The sequence below is a fragment of the Burkholderia sp. ABCPW 14 genome (assembly GCF_001523835.1).
GTDB lineage: Bacteria > Pseudomonadota > Gammaproteobacteria > Burkholderiales > Burkholderiaceae > Burkholderia > Burkholderia mayonis.
The window spans coordinates 76237-90124 of the sequence record NZ_LOVS01000149.1 but is presented as its reverse complement, the minus strand read 5'-3'; the positions used below and the strand labels follow the sequence as shown (position 1 = coordinate 90124).

Here is a 13888-nt window from a genome sequence, read left to right as displayed (position 1 = left end):
GACGGTCGTGGCGCTTCGCGTCGTTATCGGCGAAGGTGAATGCTGAGCGGCTCAATAAGCCATGTGAACGAGTGGAAACGGCCTGCCGGCCGAATCCGTCGCCGAGCGGCCGATTTCCTTGAATCCGTACCGGAGATAGAAGCGGTGCGCCTGCGGATTCTGTTCATTGACGTCGACGGTCAGACGGGCGTGCTGCTCCCTGACATGATCGAGAAGGCTCGTGCCGATGCCTTGGCCGAACAGGTCGGGCTCGATGAACAGCATTTCGACTTGTCGGCCATCCACGCCGATGAAGCCGGTGATTCGGCCATCGGCGGCTTCGTCGACCCACACCGTGACGCTCGGCAGATACATATCCCGTACCTGAGGGTAGAGATCTTCGATGTCCTGCTCATGAAGAAAGGTATGCGTCGCTCGCACCGATCGGCGCCAAATTTCTACCAATGCTGGATTGTCTTCGGGTATTCGACTTCGAATGCTCATGATTTTTTTACGGTGAACGTGTGATTTCGCTCGATTTTATCGATATATGAGCGGATTTTCTATTCCGCTCGGCCGACCGGCTTGGGCGCGAATGATGCGTTGCTCGGTCCGTCAGCGCTGCCGAGCGAGCGGCGGGATTGTCTGCCGCCTGGCGCGCCCGCGTCGGTTCAACGCCACCGGCAATGGAAACACTGCGCTCTTCCTGAACTCGTCCATCGACGACAACTCGACGGGCCCGAAACGCCGCAGCATATCGACGACGTGCCGGTCGTCGACGATGATGCGTCGCGTTTGTGCGGAATGCGCCAATCGGTGCCGCAGGCGAGGGCGCTACCGCAGGTGAGGATCGTGCAAGGTGCGAGGCGGCGGGCGCTTGGCTCGGCGGGGCGAGCGTGCCGTTCGCGCGCGATGGCTGACGCAGGCCGGCGGGACGGACGAGCTGTCACGGAGTTCGCGGCGGCACGCGCGACGTGCACGGACTTGTGGCCGAGCGGCACAACTGGAGAAGGCGGCAAGCGCGACGAATGGTTAGACGCGATGGGAAGCGTCGAAGACGGCATCCTGCAAAGACCTCGATCGGTCTCATCGTGCCGATCACGCGATGGGGCAGGAAACGAGCGCCGCCCGCGCCGCGCGTCGGGACTGCGAGACCGATGCAAGGGGCCGACGCCGCAAAGCGCGAGCCGGCGCCTGACGAGCCAGACGAAGCTGGCGCGGCGCGCGTCATGCCGTCAGCAGCGCTGTCTTGCCGAGCGGCTCGCGACCTGCGACGAACGACACGTTGTGGCCGGCGCTCACGTAGCGCTCGTGATCGCGGGCGAACAGCAGGCCGTCGATGCCGTTTTTCAGCGCGACGGTCGATCCCCCGACCGGATCGACGATCTCGGCGACCACGTCGCCTCGCGCGATCCATTCACCGACGTTCCGGCGGTAAACCAGCACGCCGGCGCAGGGCGCGCGCAGTGTTTCGACGCCGGACAGAGGCGCGACGAACGACTGGGCGGGCGCGGCCGGACGCGTTTCGCCGGCGATTGCGCCGAGCGAGCCGAGATAGCCGATCAGCCGGTCGGCGTCGGCGCTGGCGAGCGCGTGACTGACGTCGGTCCGTCCGCGCAATTCGACGGTCGCGGCGAAGACGGGCACCGAATCGACCGGCAGGCCGGCACGCTCGTAGATGCGCTGCCATTCGCAGACGAGATTGTCGTCGAACGAAGCGCCGCCCTGGACCGCCGCGTGCAAGACGAGTTCGGCGCCGAGATGGCCGCTCAACGTCGTCGCTTCGGTCAACTGCCGGTCGTTCGCATACACGTGCAGGCACGCTTCGCGGTCGCAGTGCAGGTCCAGCACGACGTCGGCGCTCGCCGCGAGCCGCATCAGCGCGATGCGCAGCGCTTCGAGCTGCGTCGCGGGTTTCAGCGCGGCGAGCGCTTCGCCGATCGCGGCCTTGACGACGGACGCCGCGTGCGTTCCGCCGCCGAGGTCCGATGCGGCGATCCGCTCGCCCACGGCATCGGCGAACGGCGCGAAGCGGCGGTTGAAGTTCTCGCCGCTCGCGAGCTCGAAGCGCCCGTGATGCATGCCGAGCGCGATCTGCCTGAGCCCCAGCGGGTTGGCGGCCGGCACCACGACGATCTCCCCGGCGAGCCGGCCGGCGTCCTCGAGTGCGGCGAGGCGCGCTCGCAGATGACGCAGGACCAGCATGCCGGGCACTTCGTTCGCGTGCAGGCCGGCCTGGATGTACACGGTCCGGCGGCCGGCGCCCGCTGCGCCATAGCGGAACGCGTCGAGCGCCAGCGCGGAACCCGGCGTGTCGAAGCCGAGCGGAATGCGGTGATGTTGCATGATCGAAAGGGCGAGGCGATGGTTTGAACTAGATCGGTGCGGCGCCGGTCAGCCGATCGACGCGACGAATTCGTCGGCGTTCATGTGCCGGCAATAACCGCCGAATGCGCGCAGCGCGTTCCGATGCGCGTCGTCGGTATAGGCCGCGCAAGCGTCGCCGACGCAGACCATGTAGTAGCCCCGGTCCGCGCCGTCGCGAATCGCCATGTCGACGCATTGATCGGTCACGAATCCGACGACGACGACCGACTCGATGCCGATGTTGCGCAGCACGTAGTCGAGGTTCGTCGAGTTGAACACGCCGGACGATGTCTTCGGCAGCACGATGTCGTCGGCCTGCGGCTCGACGAGCGGAATGACCCGCGCGAGCGGCGATCCCTTCGGCACGAAGATCTCCGACAGCTTGTGGTCCAGGCTGCGGTCGCGGCCGTCGGCGGTCAGGCTCTCGATCACGGTGTAGACGATCTCGGCGCCGGCCGCGCGGGCGGCGTCGATCACGCGCTTCTGGTTCGGCAGCGCGCGCTCGTGAACGGCGCGCCAGTATTCAGGCCGCTCGCGCTCGTAGCGGGGGACGATTTCGGCATTCTGAACATCGACGACCAGCACCGCGGTCTTCCTGGCGTCGAACGCTCGGATGCGCGTCAGGCGTGCGTCGCCCGCGCGGGCTTGCTTGGTTTCGATAGGGGCATTCATGGCAATGGAATCGGGTGAATCAATACACTCGGCTGTATCGTTCGCACATTTCTTCCGCCGACAAGCCGGCGAGCAGGTTCAGCTCCGCGCGCTTCATCGCGCGGTAGCATCGCCAGAAGTCGTCGCTGAACCAGCCTTTTACTTCGGGGTCCGCATCGACCTCGGCGAGCGCCTCCGGCACCGATCCGGGCAGCGTGCGCACGTCGGCTTCGCGCCGCTGCGCATCGGAAAGGCTCGACGGGTCGACGTCGAGCAGCTTCGGCAGCGGCGCTTGCCGCCGGATGCCGTCGAGGCCCGCGCGAATCAGCGCGCCGAGCGCCAGATACGGCGACGCGCAGCCGTCGGCCGCGCGGAATTCGACGTGATGCGCGCTTTCCGCGGTCGATTGCCGGGTCGCCGGGCAGATTCGCAGCGCGGCCTCGCGGTTTTGCGAGCCGATGCACGTGAAAGCCGCGCTCCAGTGATGCGGCTGCAGCCTCAGATTCGAAATGCCGCTGGGCGCGCTTAGCGCGATCAGCGCGGGCAAGTGCCGCAGAACGCCCGCGCAGAAGTGGGCGAGCGTCGCGGACAGCAGGCCCGCGCCGTTGCGATCATAGTTGACGGGCGTGCCGTCTTCCCGCGACAGCCCGAAATGGACGTGAACGCCGTTGCCGACGCCCGTCGGCGACACCTTCGGCGCGAACGTCGCGTGCAGGCCGTTGCGCCGTCCGAGCTCCCTCACGAGCTCGCGCACGACGACCGCGTTGTCGGCCGCCTTCAACGCGTCGGCCGGCGCCATCGTGATCTCCATCTGGCCCGCGCCGTATTCCGGCAGGATCATTTCCGGGCCCGCGCCCGCCGCACGCATCGCCGCGACGATCTCGCCGCACAGTTTCTCGGCGAGCCGATAGGCGCGGTACGAGAACGGCGGCGCGACCTCGGCGAGATTCGTGATCGTGAATTCGTGCTCGAACGATGCGCGCACGATCAGGCCGGTTTCGCGCCGCAGGTCGCCGATCGCCGCCTTCAGGAACGAGCGCGGGCAGCAGTCCCAAGGCGCGCCGGCGTAGTCGACGATGTCGCAGAGCAGGAAATGGAGCGGCTGCGCGCCGTCGTCGAAACCGTAGCGCACCTCGGTCGCCGGGTCCGCGCGCAGGCGCAGATCGCCGAGCGGGCCGAACGGATGGCCGTCGCCGATCGGGCCGAATGGCGTGAGCGCCTGGTTCGCGTGCACCCAGCCGCAGCCGCTGTCGAGATAGCGCGCGAGATCCTGCGCGGGGAAGCCGCGGCCGCGGTTCAAACCGGAAAAATCGTTGGTCAGGAAGAAACACAGCGGTTCGCTTCCGGCTCGCAAGGCGACGTTGGAGGACATATCGCGTTTGTCTCGGTAACGGGGCGCCCGTCGCTTCCTGCCTATTCGGGCGGGTGGGGCCGGCGCACGGGACGATTCACCGGCCCGCCGGCCTGCTGCGCAAGGGCGGGCAGGTCGGCTGGTGATGATAATAAATCGCCATGGATGATGAAAAATAAAAAATATGATAATTTTTTTCATATCCGGCCGGGCGTCATCGAGGCCGCCGGAGAAGAGCCGCGCACGCGGGCAGGCGACTACTTGCGCAACACGTACTCGAGGCCGAATTCCTCGCGCACGCTTTCCAGCTTCGACACGCGCTCGTGACCCGTTTCGCCGAATGCAGTCGCGAGCTCCTGGGTCAGGAAGTCGATCAGCGCGAGTCCGCTCGCGTAGCTGTCGAACGGTGACGTCGTCGCGGTCCGGCAAAGGAAGACCTGGCTCGCGTGCTTGACGGCCGGCGACATGTACGGATCGGTGAAAACCGCGACATGCGCGCGGCGGGCGCTCGCTGCGGCGACGAAACGGGTCGTGTCGTGCTGGTAGCGGCGGAAGTCGAACGCGATGAGCACCGAGCGCGTGTCGAACTCGATCAATGCGTCGATCGCGTCGGCGTTCACGCTGTCGAAGAGCACCGTGCGGCTTCTCAGGTGATGCAGTTGCTGCTGGAAATAGCGGGCGAGCGAGCCGCTGTGGCGGCCGCCGAGGAAATAGACGGTCCGCTTCGGGTCGGTCAGCTTCTCGATCAGCAGTTCGACGTCGCGCCGCTCCACCGACGCGACGGTCTGCGTCACCAGCTTGCCGAGCGCTTTCGCGGTCGCGTGAGGCCGCCCGGAATCGGCGCTGCGCTCCGGGGTCTTGTCGAACTGCAGGCCGGGCGACGAAAAGCGCGCCGCGACATCCTCGTGAAGCGCCCGCTGAAAATCCGGGAACCCCAAAAAGCCAAGCGTCTCCGCGAAGCGGGACACGGTCGCCGGACTGACGCCCGCAGCGTTGGCGATCTCGACGAGGGTCTTGAGCCCCGTGATCGGGTAGTCGGCGATCAGCGTCATCGCGACGCGCTTCTCGGCGGGGCTGAACGTTTGCAGCGCCGCGCGCAGCCGGTAGAGCAGGGTTTGAGGAATTTTTTTCATTCGATGAATATTGGCGTCTATTGAAAACGTTATTTCCTGTGCTTAGGATGCCGCCATGGCTCGAGAAAGTCGAGCCGCGAGGACCACCGAGCGACGCAGTTCGACGGACAGGGTATCCACCGCCGGCTCCCCCAGAACCCCCGGTCGGAGTACGGAAACAGCAAGACGCTTGCTTCGCGCGGCCCATGAAGTTCGCATGGCGAAGAAAGCATGCAATCAGGACCGTGGCGAAGCAATCGATTCATTGTCTGCAGGGGGCATGATGTCCATCGAAGAATTCGGCTACAAGCAGGAGCTCAAGCGGGCGCTGGGTTTCAAGGACCTCGTCGTCTATGGGCTCGTGTGGATGATTCCGATCGCGCCGTTCGGCATCTACGGATACGTTTCCGAGGCCGCGAACGGCATGGTGGCGCTGGCGTACGCGGTGGGCATGGCGGCGATGTTCTTCACCGCGATGAGCTACAAGGCGATGTCGGCCGACTTTCCGCTCGCGGGCTCGGTCTACACCTATGCGCAGCGGGGCATCGGCGAGCACGCGGGATTCCTCGCCGGCTGGCTGATCCTGCTCGACTACATCCTGATTCCGTCGCTGCTCTACATCGCGAGCGCGGCGGCGCTCGCGCCGCTCTTCCCCGCGCTGCCGAAGTGGGTCTGGGTCGTGATCTTCATGGCGTGCGGCACGGGCGTGAACCTGTGCGGCGTCGAAGTGACGGCGCAGGCGAGCAAGCTGATGTTGTACGCGCAACTGATCGTCCTCGCGATCTTCTGCGTCTGCGGCCTCTATGCGCTTTACGGGCGCGGCGTGGGGGCTGGCCATCTGACGCTCGATCCGCTGTTCCAGCCCGTGCGGTTCAGCGTCGGCGTGATCTTCTCCGCCGTTTCCGTTGCCGCGCTGTCGTTCCTCGGATTCGACGCGATTTCGACGATGTCGGAGGAGGTGGCCGGCGGCGACCAGAAGGTCGTGGGCAACGCGACGCTCACGGCGCTGCTGCTCGTCGGCGCGCTGTTCATCCTGCAGACCTGGATCGCCGGCGATCTCGCTCACGGAACGACATTCAAGTCGCCGGATACCGCGTTTTACGAAACGGCCGAGCTCGCAGGCGGAAAATGGCTGAATCGGCTGACTGCCTGGTCGACGGCGATTGCCTGGGGCATCGCGAATTCGTTCGTGTCGACGGCATCCATCGCCCGCGTGCTGTTTTCGATGGCGCGCGACCGGACGCTGCCCGGCGTGCTTGCGCGCGTATCGGACACATACCGGGCCCCTTACGTGAGCATCGGTCTCGTCGCGATCGTATCGCTGGCGGTGTCGCTCGCTTTCATCGATCAGCTCGACCGGATCACCGGCTTCGTGAACTTCGGCGCGTTGACCGGATTCCTGATGCTGCACGTGTCCGTCGTCAATCACTTCGTGATTCGAAACAAGTCCAGACAGTATCTCAAGCATCTCGTGTTTCCGGCCGTGGGATTCGTGATTCTCGCGTATGTGCTGTACTCGATGGGGCACGACACCTGGATGCTGGGACTGAGCTGGCTCGCCGTCGGCGTTGTCTACTACGTCGTGCTGACCAAGGTGCTGCGGCGCGACGTTCGGCTCGAAGTTTGATTCGCAAGCGATGCGGGGTCAGTCAGAGGGGCGGCGATGAACGGGCTCGCTTGGGGCATGGCGTTTTCTTCGCGGACCAGACGGGCGGCCGCGTCGCGCCGATGCAGCGCGTCCACGCATGCATGCTTTCCGCGTCGCGGCGAGCGTCGATGTACAGCGAATCTTCATGGACGATACGGATAACCGATTGATCGCACTCTTGCGTGCCGACGCGCGGATGAACGTCGCGACGCTGGCCGTGAAGCTCGGCGTTGCCCGCACGACAGTCGCGCATCGATTGCGCCGTCTCGAAGACGCATAGGCGATCATCGGCTACACGGTTCGGCTCAGGCGGCAGAGGGAGCTCGGCAATATCCGCGCGTGGATGGACGTCCAGGTAGAGGGCAACCGGGCGCGCGAAGTCATCGCGAATCTGCCCGGCGATCCTTGCGTCGTCGCGCTTCACGACACCAACGGCCGTTGGGATCTGCTCGCCGAGCTGAGGGTGCGGTCGCCCGCCGAGCTGTCGACGGCGCTCGAGCGGGTGCGCCTGATCAAGGGCATCAGGCACACGGAAACGAGCATCCTGCTCAAGCGCTATCGTTAGGGCCCGTTCACGCCGACAACCTGCCCGGGGCGAGCCGGCGAAGGCGGCTGCGTCGCTGCCGGTCGCCTCGCCGCCGGTTCAGGGCAGCGCGAGGGCCGCCCGCGCGCCGGATGTCTGTCGCCGCAGCAGGCCGAACAGATCCTTCGGATCGTCGGCGGCCGGAATCAGCTCCACGAGGTCGCCGATTCCGAGCGCCGCGGCGGCGTCGCGCACGAACGTCAGCGCCGAGTAGTCTTCGAGCGCGAAGCCGACCGAATCGAAGATCGTCACGTCGGCCGCGGTCTCGCGGCCGCGCGCGTGCCCGGCGAGCACCTGCCACAGCTCGACGACCGGGAAGTCCGGCGCCATCTGCTGGATGTCGCCCTCGATGCGCGTCTGCGGTTCGTATTCGACGAAGACCTTGCCCCGCGTCAGCACGTTCGCGTGCAACTCGGTCTTGCCGGGACAGTCGCCGCCCACTGCGTTGACGTGCACGCCGGGCGCGATCATGTCCGGCGTGACGATCGTCGCGTTGGCCTTGTCGGCCGTGACGGTCGTCACGATGTCCGCGCCGTCGGCCGCTTCGGCGGCGTCGCGGCAAACCCGGATCTCGAGCGCCTCGTCGCGCAGGTTCGCCACGAGCTTCGTGGTCGCAGCCGGGTCGATGTCGTAGACGCGCAGCGTCCGGATGCCGACGAGATCGCGGAACGCGAGCGCCTGGAACTCGCTCTGCGCGCCGTTGCCGATCAATGCCATGGTCCGGCTGTCCGGACGCGCGAGCGCGCGCGCGGCGACGGCCGACGTCGCGGCGGTGCGGATCGCCGTCGTCAGCGTCAACTCGGAGAGCTGGCGCGGCGCACCGGTGGCGACGTCGGCCAGCATGCCGAACGCCATGACGGTAGGCAGGCCGTCGCGGGTGTTCCTCGGGTGGCCGTTTACGTACTTGAACGCGAACTCGCGCGCATCCGCGATCGGCATCAACTCGATCACGCCGTCGCGCGAATGACACGCGACCCGCGCGCTCTTGTCGAATTCCCGCCAGCGCAGAAAATCGCGCTCGATGCGCACGGCGACTTCGGCGATGCACTTCGGCAGGCCGACACGCTGCACGAGACGGATGACGTCGTCGGCGCTCAAATAGACGGTCGCGGGAAGATGGGACGGCATACCTGACCTCCTGACGGATTGGGACGATCACAGTGTTGCAGAGGCGGATGTCGGTCGATAGCGGCGCAAATGCCGCGTTTGCGCCGAAGTCCGATCAAAACGACGAGCCGACCTGACGAAATGACGACATCGCATCGGTTCGTGCCGCGCACGCGCGAGCCGGCGACGGCGGCGTTCAGCGCGTATCCGGTGATGGTCGCGGTCGCGGAGCCGTGACGCGGCGGCGCGCGGCGCGCACGCGAGCGACGCGCAGCAAAGCTGCCGCCGGCGGCGGGCCGCGACACGTCGCGCGCGCCACGCCGAATCGCGTACGGCGTCGTCGCGCGCCAACGCGGCAGCGATCGACGATCGCGTGCGGGCGTGCGACGCGTTGCGTGACGCGTGCCCGTCCCTCAATAAGCGGATGCTTCGCTTCGTCGTTGCTTGCGTGCCTCGACCCGACGGCGCACGGCGCCGCCCCGGTTCGGCTTGACTTGCGACGGCCTCATCCTATGCTTGCGTCAAATGATGGCCGGGGGCGTCGCTCATGCCGTTCCATGCGCGTTTTCGTTCGGCGCAGGAGGGTGCGCGACATGCGTCGTGGGTGGCCGAGCCGCACGGCCGTCGCCGATGCGCAAACGAGGCCGCGCAACGGATCTGGACGATGCTGCTCGCGCCGCTCGCGCTATGGCTCTGGAAGTACCGGCGACGCTTCGCGCATTGCGCGGCACGGGCCGGCCCGATTGCTGCAACGGCGCTCGGCCCTTACCGCGACGGCCCGATCCGAAACATGCGAGCGGCGCGCCCGGCGCGCGCTCGATTCGTGATCCCGCCGAAACGGCATCGCCGCGACGCTGCGCGGCGATGCCGGGCCAACGGCTACGGAGCGCGCGCGTGGCCGCTCACGCGCCTTGCGTCACCTGCCGGCGACGGGTGCACAGTCGCGCGGCGATCATCACGACGATCCACGTGACGGCGAACGATGCGAGCATGAAGCCCGTGCTCACGTCGGCGCCTTCGAGACGGTGCGCATAGATCGGCAGCGGCGCGCGGTACGCGTCGTACGAGGGCGCGATCCCGAGCGCGGCGATCCCGCACGCGACCGCGTAGCGCACGCGCGCGCCGAGGTGCGCACGCGCGAGGCGGCTGAAGAGGCGCGCGCCGACGATGAACGGCAGGCCGTAGACCAACAGCAGCGGCGCCATCAGCACCGTGATGAGCAGATACATCAGGAAGGTTTGCATGTTCATGACGGATTCCCGCTTAGTGCTTCGAACGATCGCCGTGTGCGGCGACGAGCTTGATCGCGCCGGTCTGGATCGATCCGATCCGGCTTGATCCGGCCTGGCCGGGCGCGACCAGGCCAGACGCGTCCCGGCCCGCCGCCGCGCGCGGCGGCGCGATGCCCGCGACCGCCGCGGACGCCGCCGTCGCGCCGCCGCGCTCGCCGTCCGGATACAGGCAGATGAACGACGCGCGCCCGCCTTCGATCCCGTACGCGGGCAGGTTCGACGAGCTCGAGCACACCGCGCCGTCCTGCGTGAACACCATGTCGCGCAGCCACGTGACGCGCGTCGGCAGCGGATACGAGACGAAGGTCTGCGTGGCCGGCACGAAGCGGAAGATCCGATCGGACATGTTCGACGTGATCCACACGTCGCCCGTCTTCGGATTCACGTTCAGCGCGTACGGCACTTCGTATTCGTTGTGCGCGAGGAGCGGCAGCTTGTAGGTCTCGAAGCGATGCGTGCGCGGATCGAATTTCATCAGCCCGCCGTCGTCGAACGCCGGAATCCACAGATTGCCCTGCGGATCGAAGCGCAGCCGGCGCGGACCGCCGAGCGGCGTGTCGAACTCGGTGACGTCGAGCGTCTTCGGATCGATGCGGCCGATCTTGTTCGCATAGAGCTTCGCGTACCAGATCGAGCCGTCGACCGGATCGACGTCGATCCCGTAGGGGAACGGGAACGCGTCGCGGCCCTGGAACGCCCACTTGTGATGCGTGACCGCGAGCTGCAGGTTCTGCTGCGGGAACCACGCGGCGATCTTCACGACGAGCGGAAACAGATAGTGCGACACCACGCGCCAGAAGCCGCCGTCGGGCAGGTGGATGATCGTGAACGTCTCGGTCTTCGGATCGAAGCGCGCAACTTCGTTCGACGCGACGATCGTGAACCAGACGATGCCCGCCCGGTCGATGCGGATCGTGTGCGGATACAGGTGCGAGTGGCCGAGCGGGTAGCGCTTGAAGCGCTTCGTCGCCGGATCGAACGACGCGAGCGTCGACGACAGCGCGTTCGTGATCCAGAACCGGCCGTCGGCCGCCTGCGCGAGACTGTGCGGCCCCTGCTTGCCGCTGAACACGCCGATCGGCAACTGCACGCCGGAAAATACGCCTCCTTGCGGCAGGTCGATGTCCGGCTCGTTCCATTCGCTGAGCTTGCCGGTCTTGCGATCGAGCTCCCAGATCTTGTCGTGGCCCTCGTCGGCGCCGTACAGGTGGTCGTCGACGCCGACGTCGGCGTCGTGGATGAACGTGAGGCCGTCGCCCGCGGCCCATTCCTTGATCTTCGCGGGCGCGAGCGCGTCGTCGTACAGGTATTTCTCGACCGCCGCGACCGCGCGGCCGTCCATCCCCTTGTAAAGCGCATGGCTGATGTCCTGCGCCTGCTTGTTCGTCAGGAGCGCCGCGTAGCCCTCCATTCGGCGCACCGTCGCGCTCCATGCGGCTTCGTCGCGCGGCGTGCGCGTCAGCGCGTTGCCGACCTGATGGCAGTAGTTGCACTGGCTGATGAACGTCGTCCGCGAGTCCTGGCTGTTCCACGACAGCGAGCTCAGATGCGCGGACGCCGGCAGGCTCGCGGACAGCTCTTCGGCGACCGTCTGCCGCGCGAGCGCGAAGTCGAGCGATTTGCGCGCGTCGGACGCGAGCGCGAGGTCCTGCGCGGCGTCCTTGAAGTACGGCGTGCGCGCACGCACGTGCACGCTGCCGGCGAAGTCGACGGCGATCTTGTATTGGCCGTTGCGGTCGGTATAGACGGTGTCGCGGCGCGTTTGCGCCGCGTCGAACACGGTGACCATCGCGCCGGGCAGCGGCTTGCCGTCCGACGAGACCGTGCCCGTCAGCGTGCCAGCCGACGCGCCGGGGCTCGCGGCCTGCGCGCTCAGCAGCAACAGGTACGACGCCCATTTCAAGGGAGTGTTGATCATGAGTGATGTGGTGTAGGCAAACGGAATCGATGAATGCGGCCGCGGGAACGACGGCGCGCGGGCCGCGAGCTCAGGTGGTCTTTTTCCCGCCCCAGTTGCCGCCGTGCGCGGCCGCCTGGGCGGCGGGCGAGCGCGCGAGGTATTCGAGCGCGAGCTCGGTCGAGCCTTCGCCGTGCGGCGTGTACGTGGGAATGAAGTAGCGCAGTGCGGCGCCGATCGTCTTCCAGAACGACGGCAGATGGCCGCGCCGCGAGCCGAGCGTCCACGCGCGGACGAAGCCCGGATAGCGGCCCGCCTTCGGATCGCGCGTGTACATGAACCTCGAGCCCATCGACACGAACAGCACCAACAGGAAGATCGCGAGCACCATGTGGAACGCGCGCCCGAAGTAGCCGCCGCCCATGTAGCGGTGCAGGTCGAACGCAACGGTGCCGTGCTCGACTTCCTCCGCGCCGTGCCAGCGCAGCAGGTCGAGCATCGCCGGATCGGCGTGCGCTTCGTCGAGCTCGCGCGCGTTCAGCACCCAGCGGCCGAGATAGGCGAAGAAATGCTCGAGCGCGGCGATGACGCCGAGCTGCTGCCGCAGCCAAAAGCGCGTGCCGCCGATCTTCAGGCCGAGCGGCGCCTCGCCGAGCACCTTGCTGAAGAGCCAGGTGAGGCGCTTCGTATACGGCTGCGTGTCGACGCCGTGCCGCGCATAGCACTGCTTCGCGACCGCGTGGTGCGAGCGCGAATGCACCGCTTCCTGGCGCAGGAAGCCGTCGGCGTCCGCACGCAGCGCCGGGTCGTCGATGAGCGGCAGCGCCTTGTTGTATACGCGGCAGAACCAGAGCTCGCCTTCGGGGAACAGCAGGTTCAGCGTGTCGATGATGTGCGTGCTCGCCGGATCGCCCGGGATCCATTGGAGCGGCGTCTCGCCGAAATCGAATTTGACGTGACGCGCCTTGATCGGATGGTGGTTGCCGACTGCCATGAGTGCCTCCCTGTGGTTTTTGAATTCATCGGACGGCGCGAGGCCGTCCCGTGTCGCGTGTGGCTGGTGGATGCGGGATTGCGAATGGGGCGCGGCGCTGCCGAAGGCGTTTGCCGTGCGCGCCGCCGGGCCGCCGCGTGCTGCCGCGCCGCCTGCGGATGTGCCCGCAGGCGCATGGCGTCGAGACGCGCGATGCGGACACGGGTAGCCGGTGTGCGGGCGCGGCGCACGGCGACGCTCGGAACAGCGGGGACGTCATCGCGGACACTCGCATCGAATTGCCTCTTCGTCGGCATCGGTTCGCATCGGGCGCGCCGCAACGCCGCTCGCCGGAATTCATCGTCAATCGTTACATTGGATGATGTAACGATAATAATCGCTTGCTCGGCGAGCACCAGTCGTTTCGAGTGGGGATTTCCCCTGATGCCGCGATGGGAATATCCCGGCAATTGAAACTGCCGGCGATGGACGCGTGTCGCGCGCCGTTTGATCGGCCGGCGGAAAGTCAGGCGGGGACGGCGTTCTGCGGAAGGGACGCGGTTCGATTTTCGAACGGATTCGGCGCGATGCGACAGATGGTCGCGGAAATGGCGGCGGAGCCTTTTCTCCAAAGAATTTCTAATAGAAAGACTATTAATTCCGCATTGGCCGATTGAAATTTGATTCGAATCAAAGACGGCCGGACGAAATCGGATTAGACGGAAATTCGAATTCGGTCGGTGAGGCGAGGGCGGTCGTCGGCCGAATAGCCGTCATCTCGGCCGGGCGGCATCGACGTCGTCCGTTTCGATCTCGATGGGCTCGATCGAGCCAACCCGGCCGGAATCGAGCGAAAGTCGGCGTTTCAACGGAACGGCGGATCGAACGTCCGCGACGGTCCATGCCGCTGGCTACCGAGCTCTCCCTT

At 66.6% G+C, this 13888-nt stretch carries 11 protein-coding genes and 1 pseudogene; 3 read left to right on the top strand and 9 right to left on the bottom strand.

Annotation, left to right across the window (positions count from 1 at the left end):
* Window positions 1-51: 51 nt before the first annotated feature.
* From WS62_RS23820 to WS62_RS23800, 5 genes are all read right to left on the bottom strand, one after another.
* A complete protein-coding gene (locus WS62_RS23820; protein WP_066576076.1) occupies window positions 52-483 on the bottom strand; it encodes an acetyltransferase in 432 nt (143 codons plus the stop codon).
* A 723-nt stretch (window positions 484-1206) separates the two neighbouring features.
* Window positions 1207-2325, bottom strand: a complete 1119-nt coding sequence (locus WS62_RS23815; protein WP_066576073.1) for a succinylglutamate desuccinylase/aspartoacylase family protein — start codon at window positions 2323-2325, stop codon at window positions 1207-1209.
* Between the two features lie 48 nt (window positions 2326-2373).
* A complete protein-coding gene (locus WS62_RS23810) occupies window positions 2374-3018 on the bottom strand; it encodes a cysteine hydrolase family protein (protein ID WP_066576070.1) in 645 nt (214 codons plus the stop codon).
* Window positions 3019-3037: 19 nt separating this feature from the next.
* Complete coding sequence (locus tag WS62_RS23805; protein WP_066576061.1) at window positions 3038-4369, bottom strand: glutamine synthetase family protein; 1332 nt, start codon at window positions 4367-4369, stop codon at window positions 3038-3040.
* A gap of 236 nt (window positions 4370-4605) precedes the next feature.
* A complete protein-coding gene (locus WS62_RS23800; RefSeq protein ID WP_066576059.1) occupies window positions 4606-5481 on the bottom strand; it encodes a MurR/RpiR family transcriptional regulator in 876 nt (291 codons plus the stop codon).
* A gap of 259 nt (window positions 5482-5740) precedes the next feature.
* On the opposite strand from WS62_RS23800, the gene WS62_RS23795 reads away from it, so the two are divergent.
* Entirely contained in the window at window positions 5741-7087 is a 1347-nt protein-coding gene (locus WS62_RS23795) for an APC family permease (protein ID WP_156441109.1), read from the top strand.
* 166 nt (window positions 7088-7253) lie between these two features.
* Window positions 7254-7673 (top strand): annotated as a pseudogene (locus WS62_RS23790) (Lrp/AsnC family transcriptional regulator).
* A gap of 78 nt (window positions 7674-7751) precedes the next feature.
* Here the strand turns inward: WS62_RS23790 and WS62_RS23785 are convergent.
* The 4 genes from WS62_RS23785 to WS62_RS23770 form a co-directional block, all read right to left on the bottom strand.
* Window positions 7752-8819 carry an ornithine cyclodeaminase gene (locus tag WS62_RS23785; protein ID WP_066576056.1) on the bottom strand — a complete coding sequence of 356 codons (1068 nt, stop codon included), beginning with the start codon at window positions 8817-8819 and terminating at the stop codon, window positions 7752-7754.
* Between the two features lie 881 nt (window positions 8820-9700).
* Window positions 9701-10048: a hypothetical protein gene (locus WS62_RS23780; RefSeq protein ID WP_066494421.1), complete on the bottom strand. Its 348-nt coding sequence runs from the start codon at window positions 10046-10048 to the stop codon at window positions 9701-9703.
* 13 nt (window positions 10049-10061) lie between these two features.
* Window positions 10062-12008, bottom strand: coding sequence for a carboxypeptidase regulatory-like domain-containing protein (locus tag WS62_RS23775; protein WP_066576053.1), 1947 nt, complete (start codon window positions 12006-12008; stop codon window positions 10062-10064).
* 70 nt (window positions 12009-12078) lie between these two features.
* Window positions 12079-12981, bottom strand: coding sequence for a metal-dependent hydrolase (locus tag WS62_RS23770; RefSeq protein ID WP_066576050.1), 903 nt, complete (start codon window positions 12979-12981; stop codon window positions 12079-12081).
* A gap of 380 nt (window positions 12982-13361) precedes the next feature.
* Between WS62_RS23770 and WS62_RS36860 the strand changes: the two genes are divergently transcribed.
* A complete protein-coding gene (locus tag WS62_RS36860) occupies window positions 13362-13637 on the top strand; it encodes a hypothetical protein (protein WP_156441108.1) in 276 nt (91 codons plus the stop codon).
* Window positions 13638-13888: the final 251 nt, after the last annotated feature.

What these genes read in the sequence shown, in the direction of transcription:
- WS62_RS23810 (WP_066576070.1), bottom strand. Translation starts at nt 3,018, where the DNA reads ATGAATGCCCCTATCGAAACCAAGCAAGCCCGCGCGGGCGACGCACGC.
- WS62_RS23795 (WP_156441109.1), top strand. Translation starts at nt 5,741, where the DNA reads ATGATGTCCATCGAAGAATTCGGCTACAAGCAGGAGCTCAAGCGGGCG.
- WS62_RS23815 (WP_066576073.1), bottom strand. Translation starts at nt 2,325, where the DNA reads ATGCAACATCACCGCATTCCGCTCGGCTTCGACACGCCGGGTTCCGCG.
- WS62_RS23805 (WP_066576061.1), bottom strand. Translation starts at nt 4,369, where the DNA reads ATGTCCTCCAACGTCGCCTTGCGAGCCGGAAGCGAACCGCTGTGTTTC.
- WS62_RS23820 (WP_066576076.1), bottom strand. Translation starts at nt 483, where the DNA reads ATGAGCATTCGAAGTCGAATACCCGAAGACAATCCAGCATTGGTAGAA.
- WS62_RS23780 (WP_066494421.1), bottom strand. Translation starts at nt 10,048, where the DNA reads ATGAACATGCAAACCTTCCTGATGTATCTGCTCATCACGGTGCTGATG.
- WS62_RS23785 (WP_066576056.1), bottom strand. Translation starts at nt 8,819, where the DNA reads ATGCCGTCCCATCTTCCCGCGACCGTCTATTTGAGCGCCGACGACGTC.
- WS62_RS23800 (WP_066576059.1), bottom strand. Translation starts at nt 5,481, where the DNA reads ATGAAAAAAATTCCTCAAACCCTGCTCTACCGGCTGCGCGCGGCGCTG.
- WS62_RS23770 (WP_066576050.1), bottom strand. Translation starts at nt 12,981, where the DNA reads ATGGCAGTCGGCAACCACCATCCGATCAAGGCGCGTCACGTCAAATTC.
- WS62_RS23775 (WP_066576053.1), bottom strand. Translation starts at nt 12,008, where the DNA reads ATGATCAACACTCCCTTGAAATGGGCGTCGTACCTGTTGCTGCTGAGC.